The organism is Arthrobacter sp. AZCC_0090 (assembly GCF_014207375.1).
Classification (GTDB): Bacteria; Actinomycetota; Actinomycetes; order Actinomycetales; family Micrococcaceae; genus Arthrobacter.
Genome location: NZ_JACHEE010000016.1, coordinates 1 through 19224, shown reverse-complemented (window position 1 = coordinate 19224; position 19224 = coordinate 1). Strand labels below are relative to the sequence as shown.

General features: G+C 64.6%; 17 protein-coding genes. 14 read left to right on the top strand and 3 right to left on the bottom strand.

From position 1 onward, the window contains the following. Window positions 1–17: 17 nt before the first annotated feature. The 8 genes from HNP00_RS20435 to HNP00_RS20400 all read left to right on the top strand — a co-directional run bounded on the left by HNP00_RS20435 (window position 18) and on the right by HNP00_RS20400 (window position 9755). Window positions 18–974 carry a carbohydrate ABC transporter permease gene (locus HNP00_RS20435; protein ID WP_184741554.1) on the top strand — a complete coding sequence of 319 codons (957 nt, stop codon included), beginning with the start codon at window positions 18–20 and terminating at the stop codon, window positions 972–974. Between the two features lie 173 nt (window positions 975–1147). Next, entirely contained in the window at window positions 1148–1945 is a 798-nt protein-coding gene (locus HNP00_RS20430; RefSeq protein ID WP_260405088.1) for a carbohydrate ABC transporter permease, read from the top strand. 261 nt (window positions 1946–2206) lie between these two features. Beyond that, complete coding sequence (locus tag HNP00_RS20425) at window positions 2207–3550, top strand: cytosine permease (protein WP_184741552.1); 1344 nt, start codon at window positions 2207–2209, stop codon at window positions 3548–3550. 51 nt (window positions 3551–3601) lie between these two features. Next, a complete protein-coding gene (locus HNP00_RS20420) occupies window positions 3602–5161 on the top strand; it encodes a hydantoinase/oxoprolinase N-terminal domain-containing protein (RefSeq protein WP_184741617.1) in 1560 nt (519 codons plus the stop codon). Further along, window positions 5154–6221, top strand: a complete 1068-nt coding sequence (locus HNP00_RS20415) for a DUF917 domain-containing protein (RefSeq protein WP_184741551.1) — start codon at window positions 5154–5156, stop codon at window positions 6219–6221. Before HNP00_RS20420 ends, HNP00_RS20415 begins: the two co-directional genes overlap by 8 nt. A gap of 70 nt (window positions 6222–6291) precedes the next feature. After that, window positions 6292–7341 (top strand): DUF917 domain-containing protein, encoded by a 1050-nt coding sequence (locus HNP00_RS20410; protein WP_184741550.1) that lies wholly within the window; start codon window positions 6292–6294, stop codon window positions 7339–7341. Further along, entirely contained in the window at window positions 7338–8897 is a 1560-nt protein-coding gene (locus HNP00_RS23705; RefSeq protein ID WP_184741549.1) for a PucR family transcriptional regulator, read from the top strand. Before HNP00_RS20410 ends, HNP00_RS23705 begins: the two co-directional genes overlap by 4 nt. A 138-nt stretch (window positions 8898–9035) precedes the next feature. Then, on the top strand, window positions 9036–9755 hold the full coding sequence (locus HNP00_RS20400) for an aspartate/glutamate racemase family protein (RefSeq protein WP_184741548.1): 720 nt from the start codon (window positions 9036–9038) through the stop codon (window positions 9753–9755). 43 nt (window positions 9756–9798) lie between these two features. Here HNP00_RS20400 and HNP00_RS20395 read toward each other — a convergent pair whose 3' ends face one another. Further along, window positions 9799–10551, bottom strand: coding sequence for an HpcH/HpaI aldolase/citrate lyase family protein (locus tag HNP00_RS20395; protein WP_184741547.1), 753 nt, complete (start codon window positions 10549–10551; stop codon window positions 9799–9801). 168 nt (window positions 10552–10719) lie between these two features. Between HNP00_RS20395 and HNP00_RS20390 the strand changes: the two genes are divergently transcribed. Continuing rightward, window positions 10720–11925: a cysteine desulfurase-like protein gene (locus tag HNP00_RS20390; protein WP_184741546.1), complete on the top strand. Its 1206-nt coding sequence runs from the start codon at window positions 10720–10722 to the stop codon at window positions 11923–11925. Between the two features lie 141 nt (window positions 11926–12066). Here the strand turns inward: HNP00_RS20390 and HNP00_RS20385 are convergent, their stop codons facing one another. Both HNP00_RS20385 and HNP00_RS20380 read right to left on the bottom strand, forming a co-directional pair. Further along, entirely contained in the window at window positions 12067–13440 is a 1374-nt protein-coding gene (locus HNP00_RS20385) for a formimidoylglutamate deiminase (protein WP_184741545.1), read from the bottom strand. Further along, window positions 13437–14636 (bottom strand): allantoate amidohydrolase, encoded by a 1200-nt coding sequence (locus HNP00_RS20380; protein WP_184741544.1) that lies wholly within the window; start codon window positions 14634–14636, stop codon window positions 13437–13439. Before HNP00_RS20380 ends, HNP00_RS20385 begins: the two co-directional genes overlap by 4 nt. 201 nt (window positions 14637–14837) lie before the next feature. On the opposite strand from HNP00_RS20380, the gene HNP00_RS20375 reads away from it, so the two are divergent. From HNP00_RS20375 to HNP00_RS20355, 5 genes are all read left to right on the top strand, one after another. After that, the gene (locus HNP00_RS20375) at window positions 14838–15569 is read left to right on the top strand and encodes an IclR family transcriptional regulator (RefSeq protein ID WP_184741616.1); all 732 of its coding nucleotides are present in this window, start codon (window positions 14838–14840) and stop codon (window positions 15567–15569) included. After that, window positions 15566–16672, top strand: a complete 1107-nt coding sequence (locus tag HNP00_RS20370) for an ABC transporter ATP-binding protein (RefSeq protein ID WP_184741543.1) — start codon at window positions 15566–15568, stop codon at window positions 16670–16672. Before HNP00_RS20375 ends, HNP00_RS20370 begins: the two co-directional genes overlap by 4 nt. Next, window positions 16669–17319: an ABC transporter permease gene (locus HNP00_RS20365; protein ID WP_184741542.1), complete on the top strand. Its 651-nt coding sequence runs from the start codon at window positions 16669–16671 to the stop codon at window positions 17317–17319. Before HNP00_RS20370 ends, HNP00_RS20365 begins: the two co-directional genes overlap by 4 nt. Then, window positions 17280–18044: an ABC transporter permease subunit gene (locus HNP00_RS20360; protein WP_311770634.1), complete on the top strand. Its 765-nt coding sequence runs from the start codon at window positions 17280–17282 to the stop codon at window positions 18042–18044. Before HNP00_RS20365 ends, HNP00_RS20360 begins: the two co-directional genes overlap by 40 nt. Before the next feature lie 115 nt (window positions 18045–18159). Continuing rightward, window positions 18160–19074, top strand: coding sequence for an ABC transporter substrate-binding protein (locus tag HNP00_RS20355; RefSeq protein WP_184741540.1), 915 nt, complete (start codon window positions 18160–18162; stop codon window positions 19072–19074). The last annotated feature ends 150 nt before the right edge of the window (window positions 19075–19224 follow it).

Here is a 19224-nt window from a genome sequence, read left to right as displayed (position 1 = left end):
GAAAGGAAGCCGACAGAATGTTCATCGAGACCGCCGGGCCGGCAGCGGGCATTGCCCCTGCCGGCCCGGCCGGGCGCACGGCTACGCGGCGCTCCAAGCGCCGCATCCTGAGCCCTTACCTCTACATCCTTCCCGCCGTCGTCCTACTGCTCGTCTGGACGTACTGGCCGCTGGGACAGACCGTCAACCTGTCCTTCAACGACTGGAACCTGATCCCCACGAGGCCCAAACAATATGTTGACGTGCAGAAGTACGCGAAGGTCCTGAGCCTGCCCGAACTGCACCAGGCCCTGATCAACACCGGCTTGTACATCCTGGCGTTCCTGGGTATTTCCGTTGCCTTGCCGCTCGTGTTCGCGCTACTTTCGCGCAAGGTCCAGGGCAAGGCCCGCACTGCCTACCAGGCCCTGATCTTCGTGCCGTTCCTTATCACTCCCGTGGCCAGCAGCGCGATCTGGCGGTGGCTGTTCGCTCCTGAGGGCGGAACGATCCCGGCGATTGCCGCAGCCCTTGGCGCCCCGATGGGGAATGTGTTCCGCGATCCTGACAGTTCGATGACTGCGGTGATCGTGATCGTCGGCTGGCAGATGCTCGGCTTCGGCGTGCTGGTGGTTTCAGCCGGGCTGGCAGGAATCAGCCCGGACTATGCCGCCGCTGCATCGATCGACGGCGCCAGTGGAAGGCAGATCACGTGGCGGATCATCATCCCCCTACTTTCGCCCAGCCTGGTCTTCCTCGCGCTCATGACCATCCTGCTGTCTGCGCAGTGGACATATCCCATCATCGACCTCGTGACGCAGGGCGGGCCGGGCAATTCGTCTACCAACATCTACTACCTGCTGTACCAGTTCGGTTTCAGGAACTTCGATGCCGGCCTCTCCTCCGCCGCGGGCACGCTCTTCTTCCTCGGATTCGGGCTGATCGCCCTGGTCTTCGTGGAGCTCTCGGAGCGACTCAGCTTCTACGACAACTAGAAAGAACCACCATGGCCTTCATTACCATCGCCCCGCCGGCCCAGCCTGGTTCCGCTGATACTTCGACAGTCCCGGAGCGTTCGAAAGCTTCAGGGCCGACGACGGCCCCTGCCGCCGGTCTTAGACGCACGCGGTTTGCGTCGTTGCGGCTTGGGTCGTTGCGGACTGTGTTTTTGAGAACACTGCCCAGTCACGTTCTGCTGATCGCCTTGGCGATCGTTTCGATCTTCCCCATCTACTGGATGTTCGTCACGGCCTTCCGGCCGCCGTCGGACGCCCTGTCCATCAACCCGTTGCCGGGACCGCTGAGCCTGGAGAACTTCCAGTACGTCCTGAAGACCATCCCCATCGCGGGCATGCTGGCGAATACCTTTGGCATGGCACTGGCACTGGCTGCGTCCCAGCTGCTCGTGGCCATCCTGGCTTCCTACGGCTTCGCGCGTTGGGACTTTGTTGGGAAGAAGGCCCTGTACCTGCTGTTCGTGGGGTCCTGGCTGGTGCCCTTCCAAGTCACCATGATTCCCAACTACCTGCTGGTGTCCCAGATGGGCCTCCTCAACACCATCACCGGCGTCGTCATCCCGCAGCTTTGTTCGGCCTTCGCCGTGATGATGCTGCGGCAACACCTTGAGGCCTTCCCCAAGGATCTCCTGGATGCGAGCCAGATGGATGGCCGGTCTTCGTGGCGGACACTGTGGGAAGTGGTGGTTCCGAACCTCCGGCCAGCGCTGGCGGCCCTGGGCATCATGCTGTTCATCAGCGCCTGGAACGAATACTTGTGGCCTTCCCTGATCATGCAGAAGTCCGATGCCCTGATCCAGGTAGGCATCCGCGGCTTCCTGGGCGCCGAAGGCAACAACTGGGGCGCCATCATGGCTGCATCATCCCTCGCCTGCCTGCCGATCTTCCTGATCTACATCTTCCTGCAGCGATACGTGGTGGACGCGTTTGTCCGCTCGGGTTTGAAGTAGCGACCGCCCCGACGCTCGCTCACATATGCCGCCGTTTCGGCCGACGCTCGCTCACATATGCCGCCGTTTCGGCCGACGCTCGCTCACTAGAAATGAGCGAGGGTGCCGAAAAACAGCCACAAAGGTGAGCGAGCGTCCTGGGTGGGAGTAAATGCATGATGCCCTGCTACTCTTCGTAAACAGGGCATCATGCCCCGTGATGGACACCACATTCAGGCATATCTTGAAGACCTCCCCAACCCACAATCCTTGGAGGTCCCGATGGCAACAGCAGTCGGTCACGATGACTATGCACTTGAACGGGTTCCCGCATCCGCACGCTTCCACTGGTTTTCGGTGGCCACCCAGCGCTTTGGCCAGCTCAGTTCCCTGGCCAGCTTCTTGCTCGGGGCCACCCTCGGTTTCGGCATGGATTTCTGGAGTGCCGTCCTCGCCATAACGCTCGGCTCGGTCATCCTTGAAATCGTCACCATCTTCACTGGTATCGCGGGACAGCGCGAAGGCCTGTCGACGTCGGTACTCGCCCGTTGGACGGGCTTTGGCGGAGCCGGATCCTCACTGATCGGCATCGCGATCAGCCTGAGTGCCATCGGCTGGTTCGGCATCCAGAACGCGGTCTCGGCGCAAGGCCTGGCCAACTTGGTCGGCGTTCTTCCCGCGTGGGCATGGGCCCTCATATTCGGTGTGCTGGTCACCCTGATCGTCATGTTCGGCATGGCTTCCATGGCTTGGACCGCGTACGTCGCCGTACCCGCGTTCCTCCTGCTCGCGGGCTGGTCCATCATTGCCGAATTGTCCAAGCACAGCCTGGGAGACCTCCTCACGGCACCGCCCGGAGGCCCCGCGCTCACGCTGATCCAAGGCACCACGATTGTTGCCGGCGGCTTTATCGTTGGCGCGGTCATTACACCGGACATGTCCCGCTTCAACCGCTCGGCCAAGGACGTCGTCAAGCAAACGGTCCTCGGTATCACCCTAGGGGAATACGTCATCGGACTCATCGGCGTCCTGCTGGCGTTGGCCCTCAAGACCAACGACGTCGTCGCGATCGTCACCTCGACGTCCGGCTTCATCGGCACGCTGATCGTCATCACCGCAACGCTCAAGATCAACGACTGGAACCTCTACGCGGCTTCCTTGGGCATCGTCAACTTCGCCGATCGCACCATGAAGCGCAAACTGCACCGCGGTGCTGTTACCCTCACCGTCGGGCTCATCGGCACTGTCTTGGGCGCGGCGGGAATCCTGGGACACTTCACGGACTTCCTCATCCTGCTCGGCGTCGTCTTCCCGCCCATCGCAGGCATCATGGTGGCCGAGTATTTCGTGGTCCGCAAATGGCGAAGTGAACTGGACTCCAGCCGCAAGCTCGGCCGCTTGCCCGAACACGCCCCCTCGTGGGTGCCCGCCACGATCGTCATCTGGGTGCTCGCCTCTGTCATCGGATACTTCGTGGCATGGGGCCTGCCGTCCATCAATTCCCTCTTCATTGCTTTCATCCTCTACGCCGTCGCAGGACGAATGGGCTTGATCCGGGGCATCGGCAGCACCAAGACCTACCCGGACCACGAGCCAATTTCCGTCCCGGAACCTGCCGCCTCCTAACGCCGAACGTCGCCGTCCCCCGTACCTGAAATCAAAGGAGAATCAACCATGATCCGCATCGGCATAGACGTCGGCGGCACCAATACCGACGCCGTCCTCATGAATGGCAGCAGCGTCCTGGCTGCCACCAAGACCCACACCACCGAGGACGTCACCAGCGGAATCGTCAGCGCCCTAAGGCAGCTCCGCGAAGCTGCCAGCTTCGAACCCGGCGACGTAGCCGCCGTCATGATCGGCACTACGCACTTCATCAATGCGCTCGTGGAGGGCAAGAACCTGACCCCAACGGCAGCCATCCGCTTCGGACTTCCGGCCACCCGGGCACTGCCGCCAATGGTGGACTGGCCAAGCCGCTTAGTGGACGTCCTCGGCGGACACAGCTACCTCTGCCACGGCGGACACGAGTATGACGGCCGCCAGATCAGCCCCTTCGACGAGCGCGAGTTCAGGGAAGTCCTGGACAAGGTTGCGGACGCCGGTGCCCGCTCCATTGCGCTGTCCTCGGTGTTCTCCCCCATCAATGCCGAGTTCGAGCTGCGGGCAGCACAGATCGTGGAGAGCGAGTATCCGGAATTGTCCGTCAGCCTCTCCCACGAGATCGGAAGGATGGGCCTGCTCGGCCGCGAAAACGCCACCATCATCAATGCTGCGCTGCGCGACCTCGCCGACCACGTGACGTCAGGCCTCAGCCGCACCGTAGCCGATGCAGGTATTAGCGCGCCGGTGTACCTCAGCCAGAACGATGGCACCCTGATGGACATCGACTACGCCCGCAGGTACCCGGTGGCCACGTTCGCGTCCGGTCCCACCAACTCCATGCGCGGGGCCGCGTTCCTCTCCGGAGAGCAGGACTGCGCGGTGGTCGACGTCGGCGGCACCACCACCGACGTCGGAATCCTCCAGTCGGGCTTCCCCCGCGAGGCGTCCACCGACGTCGCAGTCGCCGGCGTCCAGACGAACTTCCGCATGCCCGATGTGCTGTCCATTGGAATCGGCGGCGGCAGTTTGATCCGCTCGCTCGACGGGAGGGTCGAGGTGGGTCCGGGCAGTGTCGGCTACGCGTTGACCGAACGTGCCCTGCTCTTCGGCGGAGACACCCTGACGGCTACCGATGTTGCCGCAGCGGCTGGCCTGATCCGGCTCGGCGAGCAGGACCGGGTGGCTGGACTGGACCCCGCAATGGTGCGGGCCGCCCTGGAAAGCATCGCTACGCGGACGGCCGAGACCGTGGACCGAATGAGGACCTCGGCCGAACCTGTGCCCGTGGTGGTAGTCGGCGGCGGCGGATTCTTGGTCCCGGACAACCTCGCCGGCGCCTCGGCAGTGCTACGGCCCGAGCACGGTTCGGTCGCCAATGCCATTGGTGCGGCGATCGCGCAGGTGGGTGGCGAAGTGGACCGGGTCTTCTCCGTGGATCCCGGAAGTCGCGATTTAGTGCTCGACGCCGCGCGGCAGGAAGCCACCGACCGTGCCATCGCGGCCGGAGCACGCCCCGATTCGGTCTCGATCGTGGACATCGAAGAAGTTCCCTTGGCGTATTTGCCCGGCAACGCCACACGTATCCGGGTCAAAGCAGTCGGCAACCTGGCTCTTGGAGGCAACAATGCGTGAAATTGACGAAACCCAGATGTCGGACATCGCCCGCGGTGCCGCGGTGCTGGGCACGGGAGGCGGCGGCGATCCCTACGTCGGCCGCCTCCTGGCCGAGCAGGCACTGCGCCGGCACGGTCCAGTGACCCTGCTCGACGTCGACGAGTTGCCAGAGGACGCCGTCGTCGTCCCAGTTGCGCTCATGGGCGCCCCCACGGTAATGCTCGAGAAGATGCCGGCGGGCGACGAAGCCACCAACGCCCTCCGCGCCGTCGAGCAATTGATCGGCAAGCGCGTCACGCACACGGTCTCGATCGAGGCCGGCGGCCTGAACTCGGTGACTCCCTTCATTGCCGCGGCGGAACTGGGATTACCCCTGGTTGACGCCGACGCTATGGGCCGAGCCTTCCCCGAGCTTCAAATGGTCCTGCCCACGCTGAGCGGAGTCCAAGCGAGTCCCATGACCATGGCGGACGAGCGCGGTAATGCCATCACATTACAGACCGTGGACAATGCCTGGGCCGAACGCTTGGCCCGCGCCGTCACCGTGGAGATGGGTTGCACGGCCGCGGTCAGCCTGTACGTCTTGACCGGTAAGCAAATCAAGGAGCTCATGGTTCCTGGAACCATCACCTTGTGCGAACGGCTGGGAACCGGCATCCGCGAAGCCCGCGAACAACACCGGGATCCGGTAGCCGTAGCGACGGAACTGCTGCGCGGCCGGAAGCTGTTCACTGGCAAGATCGTGGACATCCAGCGCAAGACGGAGGCCGGCTTCGCACGCGGCGAGGCACACGTGGATGGCGTTGGCGAGGACCTTGGCTCACACTTCGAACTCGCCTTCCAGAACGAACACCTCGTGGCGCGGCGCGACGGCGAAGTGGTAGCCAGCGTCCCGGATCTCATCTGCGTCCTGGACACGGATTCCGGCGAGCCAGTCACCACGGAGATGCTCCGCTATGGCGTCCGGGTCACAGTCCTCGCTGCCCCTTGCGATCCGCGCTGGCGCACCGATGCAGCGCTCGAACTGGTAGGACCGGGTTACTTCGGCTACGACCACCAGTACGTGCCAATCGGCTGAATCGCCATGCCACAATGATCAACATGAGGACCCATCCCGTGCCACCACAGCAGTGACACCAGGATCGCCGATGGAGCGTTATCTGGGCGTGGACGATGTGTCCGCTTTGGCCTCAGGCGCTGGGCTGCTGGGTTCCGGGGGCGGCGGGGACGTCGCCGTCGGGGCCCGGCTTTTGCGTCATGCGCTCCAGGACGGAGGGCGTGCCCGTTTGGTAGCAGCGGAAGACTTGCCGCCGGAAACCGTCGTGGTCCACGTCGGGCTTGCCGGAGCACCGGATGTCGTCGCCGAGCGGCCGCCCGGTGGAGAAGACTTCGCCAATGCCGTCACGGCACTGGCAGGTGCGCTGCGCCAACGCGTTGGAGCCATCGGCGTGATCGAAATCGGCGGCTTGAACGCACTCATCCCCTTGGTTGCCGCGCAAGTGCTTGGCCTTCCCGTGGTAGACGGCGATCTCATGGGCAGGGCCTTCCCTCGCATCAGCCAGACAACGCTCGCCGCCGCAGGCCATCCGGCGACGCCCATGGCGGTGGTCGGGCCTGCGGCAGATTCCGTCATTATCGAATCCGCATCCGTCGATGCCGCTGATCGGATCATGCGCGCGAACGTCGCCGCCCTCGGAGGCGCCGCAGCGGTGGCCCTCTACCCGTGCCGCGCGGACACCTTGGCGGCACTTGGCCTGCCCGGTTCGGTCAGCGGCTGCATTGCGCTCGGACAGGCCTTGGCCGACTCCGCGGGGCGCAGCGTTTCGGACCTCGCTGCCAGGCTGGGCGGCGAGTTGTTATGCGAAGGCAGGGTGGATGAAATCCGGCCCCGGCGCGGCGATATCCCTGGGAGCCTCACGGTCACGGACCGTTCAGCGGGGCATATCCTCAGGCTGGACATGCTCGACGAATACTTGAACGTAGCCGTCGACGGCGTCTCCCGTGCGTCCGCGCCGGATGTCTTGGCGGTGTTGGACCCGGTGACCTTTGCGCCCGTCCCGCCGGACAGGCTCCGCTCGGGACAATCCATCGCGTTGCTTCGTCTCCCGCTCATGCCGGGCTGGCCGCACGGGGCTGAAGAGCTGATCGGACTCGCCGCTTTCGGGATCGACTCGGGCCGGCCGGAGGCCACCCGGTGACCGCTAATTTCACCCCAGTCAGTGTCCGGGAACTCCTCACCGAAACAGTGCTCGCGTGTGCCGGCGTCGTCGCCGGACGCGAGGGTCTCGGCCGCGAGGTCCGGGACTTGAGCTGGTACACCGGGGAGCTCCCGACGACGGCGAACGGTCACCTTGTGGTGTGCGCCGCAGAGGCGGTGACACCGTCCTATCGTCTGGAAGCCCTCGTCCGGCGGGCGGAATCGGCCGGTGTTGCAGCGCTGCTGATCACCGCTGAAGCGCAGTCACCCTTGCTCTCCACCCTGCGGTTGGCCGACCGTCTCGCCATCCCCGTGCTGTCCATTGTGGGGGCCGACCTCGTGGACCTGCTCCATCGTCTCACCATCCGGGTCCGTGCACCCGAAGTGCAGCGGGCAAGGCTCATCGAGGACGTGGTCCGTCGGCTTAGCACCAAAACCACGGCGGAAGACATTCTGGCCGCACTGAGCTTGGCATTATCCCAAGCGGTCTGGCTGCTGTCCTCCGACGGGAGCACGATCCACGGTGAGTCTCTCAGCCTGCCTTCGACACTCAGGCTGGACCTCACCGTTCCACAGCACAGCGACCCCTCACCTTCCGGACAAATCCTGGTCCATCCGGTGACAGAGCCGGGGTCCACGCAGGCCGCCGCGTGGCTCGCTTCCCAGACGGCCGGCAGCGGCGAGCACCAGCGCATCGCAACGGCTTCTGCCTTGGCAGTTGCCGAACCCTACGTCCGGGCGTGGCTCACCAGTCAGCGCGCGGCAGCTGAGAGGGATTCAGTGTTCCATGGACGCCTTCTCGCGGACCTCATCGCGGGGCAGGGTGTGGCGAGCCAAGATGTCGTGGAACGTGCGTTGTCCGCGGGCTGGCGCCTCCAGGACTGGCACGTCGGTATCCATCTGATCCGGACTGCCCGGCTTGGGGATCCCTTGCAGGATGATCCCGTGACCTCCATGCGGAAACTGCGGAGCGCCCTGGAGGCCCAAAAGCTTGTTGGACCCGTTGTGGACCGTGGTGATGGCTGGACCGTCTGGATCAGCAGCGCTACCGAACCGCCGTCGTCGGATGGCCGCCGGGTTCTGCGCTCGGTGCGCCTTGTGCTGGCCCAACTGCCCGCCCACTGGGAGGTGGTGGCCGGAGTGGGACGGGTCCACCATGGCCCCGGTGGGTTGGCCAGCACCCTCTTGGAGGCGCGTGATGCGGCAACGCTGGCAAGGACGCACGACTACCGTCCTGCGGCCGAACACATCGATGAGCTGGGCGTCGCGAGACTCTTGGCTGCGTGGCAGGATTCCGAGATCCTGCGGGCGTTCGCCGAGACTGCGCTGGCACCCCTCAAAGGCGTCGACGGCGGGCAGCTTCTCCGCACGCTGCAGGTCTACCTTGAGGCTGGAGGCTCGGTCTCCACTACTGGCATCGTCCTAGGCTTGCACCGCAATACCGTCACGGCACGCCTGCACCGACTCCGCGAGCGCTTGGGCGTGGACCTCGATGATCCCAACCAGCGGCTGGCGCTTCAATTGGCCTGCCGCACCATCGAGACTGAGCACGGCTAAGCCCTGCCCGGGAAGATCGAAGTCCGTCCGGGCACTTAGCACAATGATCCTGGGTTCGCAGTGCGCTCTGCCCGTTCTGGGCCTTGGATGATGCACCTAGTGTTGCCAGCACATGTACCCCTTACAGAAGGATCTGTCATGCATCTTCGAGTCATAGTCCCCGTGATCAGCGAGAGCTTTGCCGAGCCGGTCGCCGCAGAGATCGCCGCCTGGGTTGCCCCTGGAACCACGTTTGACGTGGTCGCCCTGGCGCGCGGAACGGCAAGCATCGAGTCCGAGTACGACGAAGCCCTCGCGGCACCGGGCATCCTTGACCGGATCGACGAGGCGAGCAGCGACGGCGTTGATGCCGTGTTCGTCACGTGCTTCGGCGATCCGGGCGTGCACGCGGCGCGGGAGATCGCGGACTACCCGGTGGTTGGCGGCTTCGAACCGGCCGTCTTGCACGCCTTGAGCCTGGGCGAAAAGATTGGCATCGTCACGGTGCTGCCCAACGTCCTGCCGATGCTCCGCAGCCTCACCCGGCGGTATGGCTTGAGCGAGCGGATCGGCTGCATCCGCGTGGTGGACTTGCCTGTGCTCGGCTTGGAGGACCACGAACTCCTTCTGGACCGCCTCTACGTCCAGGCGTCGGAGGCTGTTGCCAAGGGCGAGGCCGATGTCATCGTGCTCGGGTGCACCGGAATGCTCGGGGTGGCTGCCGCACTACAGCGGCGGCTCGAAGAGAGCGGCACGTACGTACCGGTGGTGGATCCCACCGGTGCCGCTGTCACTTGGCTCGAAAGCAGCGCAAGGCTGGGCGTACGGCCAAGCCGCACCACGTACATGCGTCCGCCGGTGAAGACCCGCAGCGTCTGACTCGGTGGCCGAGTCCTGTGGTGAACCTAGTCCCGTGGTGAACCTAGTCCCGTGCGGCCGAAAGTGCCGCGCGGGTGGCCGCCAATTTGGCTTCGGCGCCGGCCCGCAGGAAGGCGAGGTCGGAGTCGACAGCCAGCAAATCGGCGTCGTGCAACGCACGGCTCAACTCCGGGGAGCCGCTGAACGCACCCGACAGCTTCCCATGATTCCGGGCCACCGCCAGAACGCGGCCGATCGCGTCGATGGTCTTCGGATCCGTGACGCCATGGGCGGCGCCCAGGGATAGGGCCAAATCGTAGGGGCCGAGGAAGATCCCGTCGATCCCATCGGTCTGCGCGATTGCTTCGGCGTTGGCCAGCCCGGCGTCGCTCTCGATCATGGCCAGGCATAACACCCTCCCTTCAGGCTGGAGCAGCGAAGGCGCCGCGACGGCAGATCGTGAAGCCCCGGAACTGCGGACACCCTCCGGCGGAAAGGTGCGGGCGGCGGCGATCGCCGCGGCCTGTGCCGCGGACTCGACCATGGGGACTACGACGCCGGCCGCTCCGGCGTCGAGCGCACGGCCGATCTCCGCCGCGCTGTGCCCAGACGTTCGCACCAAAGCAGGCGTTCGGTTGAGTTCGCAAGCGCGAAGCAACCCGGGGAGTCCCTCCAAGGCGGCGGTGCCGTGTTGCAAGTCGATGCCGATCCAGTCGAATCCGCTGCCGGACAAGGCTTCTATGCCGTGCGCGTCCAGAAAAGTGACCCAAGCGCCAAGGCGGTTCGTCAGTTGACTGAGCATATGGGCCGACGTCATGGATTCTCCTGGCTAGGTTCCGGGGCAGGGCAGTTGAAGGGTCGGGTCAACCAACGCAAATCTACGGCGGGAGCGCAACAGGCACGTTAGGCAGACTGCCCTTTCTGAGCCCGGAAACTAGGCGTTCCGCCCTTCGACGCCCGAACGACAAACCCATAGCCTAGCCCCATGACGCTCGACATTCATCTCCTTCGGAAGCTGTACCCCGCCCTCTCCGACGGAACCGCCTACCTGGACGGCGCTGGAGGCACACAGCTTCCGGATTCCGTGATCGACGCAGTGTCGGACGCCTACCGCAGCGGACTCGGCAACGCCCATGGAGAATTTCCCGCCAGCCGGCGTGCGGACAAGCTGGCGGCCGAGGCGCGGCTCGCCGTGGCGGACCTGGTGGGCGGCCAGCCCGACGGCGTCATCCTCGGTCCCAATATGACCACCTTGACGTACCGGCTTGCCGGCGCACTCGCAAGACAGTGGAGCTCCGGAGACGAGATCGTCTTGTCCCAGCTGGATCACGATGCCAATGTGCGCCCCTGGGTGCAGTTCGCCGGAAGGCATGGCGTTCGCGTGAGGTGGGCAATCGTGGATACGTCCACGGGCGAACTCCCGGTGGACCAGTTCGAAGGGCTGGTCAACGAGCGCACCCGATTGCTCGCCGTCACCGCAGCGTCGAACGTTCTGGGAACCCGGCCGGATGTCCGCGCCATCACCGATATCGCCCATCGTCACGGCGCTTTGACCTACGTAGACGGAGTCGCCGCCGCGCCGCACGTACCCATCGATATGGCCGCATTGGGCGCAGATTTCTTCGCTACCTCGGCGTATAAGTGGTCCGGCCCGCACATCGGCACGGTGGTAGCCGATCCGGCCCTGCTCGAGTCGCTTCAGCCCGACAAGCTCGCCGCATCATCAAACTCAGTCCCCGAGAGATTCGAAACCGGAACGCTGGCTTTTGCGGACCTCGCAGGCGTCACCGCCGCCGTCGAGCACGTTGCGGGACTCAGCGGCAACCCGGGCCAATCCCGCAGGGAGCGGGTGCTGAACTCAATGGCGGCCGTCCAGGCACATGAGGAAGCTGAGTTCACCGTGCTTCTCGACGCGCTGGCGGCCATGCCGCACGTGCGTTTGTTCGGCAGACCGGCGTCGCGCACGCCGGTGGCGTACTTTCGAGTTGCCAGCCGCACTCCGCAACAGGTGGCGGCGCGTCTCGCGGCCCGTGGGGTGAACGTGTGGCATGGACACGCCTACGCGTGGGAGCTCACCCAGGCTTTGGGCGTCAGGCACGACGGCGGTGCTGTGCGGGCAAGCCTGGCGCCGTATAACGACGCGGACGACGTCGCCCGGCTGCTCCGCGGGGTTGAGGAACTGGCACCGTAGTTCGTTCAGGCTTGGACCTAAGCGTGCCGTTCTTGCCTCCGTCACGCCCTGCAACTTCTTGTTGGCGCCAGCGTCCCTCCACCCCGGAATTCCGGGTCCAAGTACCGGCAGCACCTCCAAAAACCTGCTCAGCGTGACGCCCTAGGAAAACTCTTTGAGTGCCTCCATCAGGAGCCTCCCCGGGGCGCCAAGGCGTACATGGACTCCGTTCGAAGCCACCAGTTCACCGGCAATGACGACGGCGGTAACGTCACTCGCTGTCGCGCTGAACGCGAACTGCTGTGGCATGGAACCGGCGGTCCGCACCGAGTCCGGAGCCACAGCCATGAGGTCGCACACTGCGCCTACCTCGAGTGCCGACGCTATGGGAGTGCCCATCGAAGCTGTCGCCCCGACCGTGGCGGCGCGAAGCAGTTCCTGCGGTGAAAACCTGCCCCGCTGACCGGAACCGAGGCGTTCTCCGTGCTCCAGGGTGCGCATTTCAACCCAAGGATCGATCACGGCGTGCTGGTCCGTGCCGAGCGCGATGATCGCCCCGGCGTCGGACAATGCGCGGGCCGGCCCGATCCCATCGGCGAGATCGGCCTCGGTGCTCGGACACATCACCACAGTGCCTCCAGCGTCCCCAAGCAACTGGATGTCCTCCGGTGTCAGGTGGGTCGCATGGACGGCGGAGAGCTGCGCGGACAACAAGCCATGCCGGGCAAGAAGTCCTGCCGGGGTGACGCCGTAGGCCTGCAGGCAGGCCTCGTTCTCAGCCGGTTGTTCGCTCAGATGAATGTGGAGCGGGATGTCGTCTGGCAACTGCCGGGCGACCGTCTTGAGGGCATCTTCGGGTACGCCACGGACGGAATGCAGGGCGGCGCCCACGCTGACCATGTCCGGCGGGAAGTTCCGCGCTATCTCGACTCGCAGGGAGGCGAGCCGGTCCAACCATGCCTGGGCGTCGGCGTCGCCGAACCGTGCCTGTTCCGGGCTGAGCGGTGTTCCGATGCCTCCCGCGAGATAAAGGGTGTCCAGCAAAGTGAGGCGGATCCCGGCTGCGACGGCTGCCCTTGCCAACGCCAATTCCATCGCGTGCGGCTCGGCGTATGGTGTTCCTTCGGGCTCGTGGTGAACGTAGTGGAACTCCGCCACGCTGCTGAAGCCCGAGACCACCATTTCGGTGAAGACTGCCGTTGCGAGCTTTTCGTATTTCTCGGGTGTCAGTTCCGCGGCGCTCCGGTACATCTGCTCCCGCCATACCCAGAAGTCACCGCGGCCATCGTGCGTCCGTCCGCGCAGGATCCGGTGGAATGCGTGCGAGTGGGCGTTGGCCGCCGCCGGGAAAACGACGCCATTCAGTACCTGGTCACCGGGCTCGGGCTGGACCCCGGTGGAGATGCTGGAAATGCGAAAGTTTTCCACCTCCAGCCGGACGCCGGCGGCTGCCGTCGAACCGCCGGCGCCAGAACCCCTCGCGCCAGCACCGCCGTCGATGCTTACCAAGGCCGTCTCGCACCAGAATGCAATCACAGGAGTCCCTCCAAAACGTCGGCAAGGGCAGCGGCGCCGGCAGAAGCGTCCTCGTCCGCCACGTACTCTTCCGGGGAGTGCGAGATTCCGCTGGGGTTGCGGACGAAGACCATCGCCGAGGGGACATGTCCAGCCAGCACACCGGCGTCGTGCCCTGCACCGGTAGCCAGAACTGGGGCCCCGGGCAGGAGGTCGTTGATGCGTCGGCTCAAGCCGGGATCGAAGTGCACGGTGTCGCTGTAGGACTCCTCGGTGAGGGTGACGGTGCATCCTTCGCTCGCCGCGATTTCCCGGGCTGCGGAGTAGATCGATTCGATCAGTTGTGCCGTGACGGCGTCGTCGGGATGGCGGGCGTCAAGCCACAGATCGACGCGCGACGCAATCACGTTGGTGCCGCCGGGAACCGGCGTCAGGCGGCCCACGGTGGCCCGGGCGTCCGGCTGCTTGGCCGCGGTGTCGCGGACGGCAACGACGATCTGTGCGGCCGCGACCATCGGATCGGCACGGTCGGCCATGAGCGTCGTACCGGCGTGGTTGCCCTGGCCGCTGACGCTCAGCTTCCAGCGGCCGTGGCCCAGAATGGAGCTTCCGACGGCGATGGCCGGCCCGCTCTGGCCCAGCCCCTTGCCCTGTTCCACATGGAGTTCAACGAAGTCGCCGATTCGCGCAAGCGCCTCCTGATCGGGCCCGACGTGCCGTGGATCCAGGCCGTGGCCCCGGGCGACGTCGGCAAAAGTGTTGCCGTCGACGTCGCGCAGGTTCAGTGCTTTGTCGACGTCGATGGCGCCGGTCAGGAGCCGCGACCCCAAGCAGGCCACGCCAAAGCGGGATCCTTCTTCTTCCGGGAAGACCGTGACGGCCAGCGAACGCTTGGGGGCCGTGGTGCGGGACTTGAGGAGGTCGACGGCGGCCAGCGCGGAAGCGACGCCGAGCGGCCCGTCAAACGCCCCTCCGCCAGGGACGGAGTCGAGGTGGCTGCCGGTGACAAGCGCACCGTCCTGGGGCTTTCCCCACCAAGCCCAGATGATGCCATTGCGGTCGGTCTCGACGTCGAGGCCGCGCTGCTGGGCTTGTTCGATGAACCACTGCCTGAGGTCGAGCTCGGGCGTCGAGTAGACGGCCCTGGAGTATCCTCCGCGCACCGCATCGCGGCCCACGTCCTTGATTGAGTCAAGGAGCTGATTGACGGTTTCCACGTGTTCCTCCGATTAATGAAGACTGCCACCAAGTAAAAACTAGATTCCACTCCTTGACAAGACCCCGAGCGTAGAGCCATCACAATTAACAGGCTAGAAACACCGCCGATACGCCTTGACGTCACAGGGTGTCTCAAATCCCGGAATATTTGGAAATTTCTAGAAATCTATTGCCATCCGATGAAAGTTGATTTTTACTTAGTGGCAAGACAAGGTGATTCAGACCACTTGAAAGCAGGCCAAGCAGTGGCAGCAGATTCCTCCACACGGACGGTCGAAAGGGCCTTGGCCCTCCTGAGCGCGGTCTGCACCGATGGCTCCATCAGCCTGAGCGACGCAGCACGCGTTGTTGACTTGTCGGCCAGCACCGCACTCCGCCTCCTCCGTACCTTGGAAGGCAGCGGATTCGTGAAGCGGGATCCGGGCGGAAACTTCCGTCCTGGTGCCAGCGTGATCCAGTTGGGAGCCCTCGCGTTGGGACAGGAGTCTCTCGTATCGCTCTGCACGCCACATATGAAGCGGCTCGTGGCTGAAACGGGCGAGTCCTGCTATTTGAGTATTCCCGGTCCTGGGGAAACCGGAATCTACATTGCCATCGTCGAAGGTACCCGCTCCGTCCGGCACACCAGCTGGGTCGGCAGGAGCATTCCGCTGGAAGGGTCCGCCGCTGGCAAGGTCCTCACCGGCGGGCAGAACGGCCGCGGCTACGCCATCGTGCGGAGCGGCGTGGAAGACGACATCACGGCCGTCGCCGCACCCATTGTGATCGGCGGACGCACCGTGGCAGCCCTCAGCATCGTCGCGCCCAGCTACCGCTTGGACGAGGCGAAGGCCCAGACATTTGGCGAGGAACTGGCGAGGGTGGCGGACAACATCCTCGTGGAACCCTCCGGAGACCATGAAGTGCCCCAGGAAAGCATGGAAAAGAAATGATCAAGTTTGAAAATGTCACCAAGGCGTACCCGGATGGGACGGTCGCCGTCGACGGCCTGAACCTCGAGGCACCCACCGGCAAGCTGACCATCTTGGTTGGCCCGTCCGGTTGTGGCAAAACCACTTCGCTGAGGATGATCAACCGCCTCATCGAACCCACCAGCGGTACCATCTACCTCGATGACCAGCCGACGTCGGGCATGGACGCAGCGCTGCTGCGCCGCCGCATCGGCTACGTCATCCAGCATGCAGGCCTGTTTCCGCACCGCACCATCGTGGACAATGTGGCCACCATGCCCGTGCTGCTTGGCGAGAGCCGGCAAAAGGCGCGCATGAAGGCCCTCGAACTCATGGAGCGCGTCGGCCTCCCGGCGAGTTTCGCCAAGCGCTACCCGTGGCAGTTGTCCGGCGGACAGCAGCAGCGCGTTGGCGTGGCCCGCGCGCTGGCTTCGGATCCGGCTTTCATGCTCATGGACGAACCCTTCAGCGCCGTCGACCCCGTGGTGCGGGCGCAACTCCAGGAGGAGTTCCTCCGGCTGCAGCGCGAGATCGGCAAGACCATCATCATGGTCACCCACGACATCGACGAAGCCCTCAAGCTCGGCGACCAGGTTGCCGTGATGCGCGTCGGTGGCAAGCTCGCCCAAATGGCAACGCCGTCGGAGCTGCTGACGTCCCCTGCTGACGAATTCGTGGCCGACTTCGTGGGGCGTGACCGCGGTTACCGTTCGCTCGGTTTCACCAATGCGGCCGGCACGGTAGCAGTTGCGGAAGAAGCCGTGGTCACGCTGGGGGCCTCCGCCGCCGAGGCACAGAGCAAAGCTACCGGCGCCTGGGTCCTGGTGGTCGACCCTCTGCGGAGGCCGCTCGGCTGGGCGCAAGCCGATCTCATCAAGGGCGAACTCAAGAGGGAGCACCTGAACCTCAGCGGCACCTCCGCATCGTCCTCCGGGACCATGCGCCAATTGCTCGACGCCGCACTCTCCTCACCCAGCCGGCGCGGCGTCGTCGTCAACGAACACGGCGAGCTCATCGGCACGGTGACTGCCACCGACGTCGTCAAGGCGATCGAGGCAGAACCACACTTGGAGACGGCGCGATGAACTTTGAATGGCTGGGCCGCCAATCCGACAACATCGTCTTCCTCCTCGGCTGGCACGTACTGCTCGCCGTCACTCCCCTCATCCTGGGCCTGTTGATCGCGCTGCCCCTTGGCTGGTGGGCACACCGCAGCCGCCGGATCTACCCCCTTTTGGTGGGCATCGCGGGCCTCCTTTACACGGTCCCTTCCCTCGCGTTGTTCGTCCTGTTGCCGCTGGTCCTTGGCACCAAGATCCTGGACCCGCTCAACATCGTTGCCGCCCTGACCATTTACACCGTGGCCCTGCTGGTACGAGTGGTGGCTGACGCCTTGGATTCCGTACCGGAAGACACAGTCCAAGCCGCGAAGGCCATGGGCTACCGCGGATACCAAAGCCTGGTGAAAGTGGAGCTTCCCGTGGGCGTCCCCGTCATCAGCGCAGGCCTGCGCGTCGCGGCGGTCTCCAACGTGAGCCTCGTTTCCGTGGCAGCGTTGCTGGGTATCCCTCAGCTCGGTTCGCTCTTCACCCAAGGCTTCCAGTTGCGGTTCTTCACCCCGATCATCGCCGGCATCATCCTCTGCGTGGTCCTGGCCATGATCCTTGACGGACTGATCATCCTCCTCAACCGGTGGCTGACACCGTGGACCCCCAAGGTGGTGGCATCATGATCAACTACTTGTTCAATCCCGCGCACTGGAGCGGCGCCGACGGCATCCCCACCCTAATCGGGGAGCACCTGCTCTACTCCCTCATCGCACTGGCCGTCGCGGCCATCATCGCAGTTCCGCTCGGCATCTACATCGGCGTCACCGGCAAGGGCGTCTTCATGATCGCCGGCCTGGCCAACGCCCTCCGCGCCCTCCCCAGCGTGGGCCTGCTGATCCTCTTGGTCCTCCTCATCTCGCCAGCCTTCCCGTCCAAGATGGGCTACATCCTGCCGAGCCTCATCGTCCTGGTGCTGCTCGCGGTCCCGCCCATCCTGACCAACACCTACGCCGGTGTCCGCGCTGTGGATGCCGCCGCCGTCGATGCCGCCAAGGGCATGGGCTTCCGCACCATGAAGATCCTCACGGACATCCAACTCCCTTGCTCGCTTCCGCTCATGCTGTCCGGTGTCCGGAGCGCACTGCTGCAGATCATCTCGACGGCGACCATCGCAGCGTACATTTCGCTCGGCGGCCTCGGACGGCTGCTGATCGACGGCAAAGCCCAGAACGACTACAGCCAGATGGTTGCCGGCGCCGTGCTGGTTGCGCTGCTGGCCCTGTTCTTCGACCAATTGCTCGCCTTCATCACCCGCAGGGTCGTCTCACCCGGACTGACCCGGCGCACGGTCAAGGCGGCCGCTGTGGCCGCCCCGGACGAGACCGTGAAAACGCCCGTCACGGTCTAAGCAACTCCCCGTTCCATCGGTTGCCAGGCCCCCGCCCGGCGGCTGCAACACCCTTCGACCCACCCCCACTTGGCCACCGCATGCCCTGCGACGGCCCTCCCCAGAGAGAATTGACATGAAAAAGTACCTGACCGGATTCGCCCTGGCGGCAGCCACCACGATCGCCCTGAGCGCTTGTGGCGGCGGGGATCCCATGAGTTCCTCCAACAACTCCCAGGCCGCCGGCTCCACCGACAGCATCATTGTGGGCTCCGCGGATTTCCCGGAAAGCCAACTCATCGCGAAGATCTACGCCGAGGCCCTCAAAGCCAAGGGCGTCAAGGTCACGGAGAAGCCCAGCATCGGTAGCCGCGAAGTCACCATTCCGGCGTTGAAGGACGGTTCCATCGACCTCATGCCGGAATACGGTGGAGCCCTCCTGCAGTACCTCGACTCAGCCACCAAGGCGGTCACCCAGGATGAAGTCACCAAGGAGCTGAGCAGCAAGATCCCGTCCGGACTGACCCAACTGACGGCGTCCAAGGCACAAGACAAGGACGTCCTGGCCGTCAAGAAGGAAACTGCCGACAAGTACAACCTCAAGGCCATCAGCGACCTCCAGCCCGTGGCCAAGGACCTCGTCCTCGGCGGCCCGCCGGAGTGGAAGACCCGTATCAACGGTGTCGCTGGCCTGAAGTCCGTCTACAACCTCGACTTCAAGGACTTCTCAGCGCTCGACGCCGGAGGTCCGCTCACGCTCAACGCCCTCCTTTCCGGTCAGGTACAGGTTGCCGATCTCTTCAGCACCGATCCGGCAATCGCCGCCAACAACCTGGTTGCCCTGGAAGACAACAAGAACCTGTTCCTGTCCGAAAACATCGTCCCGCTCATCAACCAGAAGAAGTCCACGGACACCGTCAAGGGCGTGCTGGACAAGGTCTCCGCCGCACTGACCACCGAAGACTTGATCCAGATGAACGGCAGGACCGCCAAGTTCGAGGACATGGGACAAATCGCCCAGGACTGGCTCAAGTCGAAGAATCTGGCCTAGTTCGAGCGCGAAGCAACTAGTCCAGCAAAGACCTAAGGAGTACTAAATAATGAGTGCCGATTTCACTACCGGAGCGCGTCCGGTCAAAGCTGCCCGGGGTACGGAGCTGACCGCGAAGAGCTGGCAGACCGAGGCGCCGTTGCGCATGTT

Coding starts and splice junctions, on each gene's coding strand:
- HNP00_RS20435 (WP_184741554.1), top strand. CDS start 18: ATGTTCATCGAGACCGCCGGGCCGGCAGCGGGCATTGCCCCTGCCGGC.
- HNP00_RS20425 (WP_184741552.1), top strand. CDS start 2,207: ATGGCAACAGCAGTCGGTCACGATGACTATGCACTTGAACGGGTTCCC.
- HNP00_RS20415 (WP_184741551.1), top strand. CDS start 5,154: ATGCGTGAAATTGACGAAACCCAGATGTCGGACATCGCCCGCGGTGCC.
- HNP00_RS20410 (WP_184741550.1), top strand. CDS start 6,292: ATGGAGCGTTATCTGGGCGTGGACGATGTGTCCGCTTTGGCCTCAGGC.
- HNP00_RS20400 (WP_184741548.1), top strand. CDS start 9,036: ATGCATCTTCGAGTCATAGTCCCCGTGATCAGCGAGAGCTTTGCCGAG.
- HNP00_RS20395 (WP_184741547.1), bottom strand. CDS start 10,551: ATGACGTCGGCCCATATGCTCAGTCAACTGACGAACCGCCTTGGCGCT.
- HNP00_RS20390 (WP_184741546.1), top strand. CDS start 10,720: ATGACGCTCGACATTCATCTCCTTCGGAAGCTGTACCCCGCCCTCTCC.
- HNP00_RS20370 (WP_184741543.1), top strand. CDS start 15,566: ATGATCAAGTTTGAAAATGTCACCAAGGCGTACCCGGATGGGACGGTC.
- HNP00_RS20365 (WP_184741542.1), top strand. CDS start 16,669: ATGAACTTTGAATGGCTGGGCCGCCAATCCGACAACATCGTCTTCCTC.
- HNP00_RS20355 (WP_184741540.1), top strand. CDS start 18,160: ATGAAAAAGTACCTGACCGGATTCGCCCTGGCGGCAGCCACCACGATC.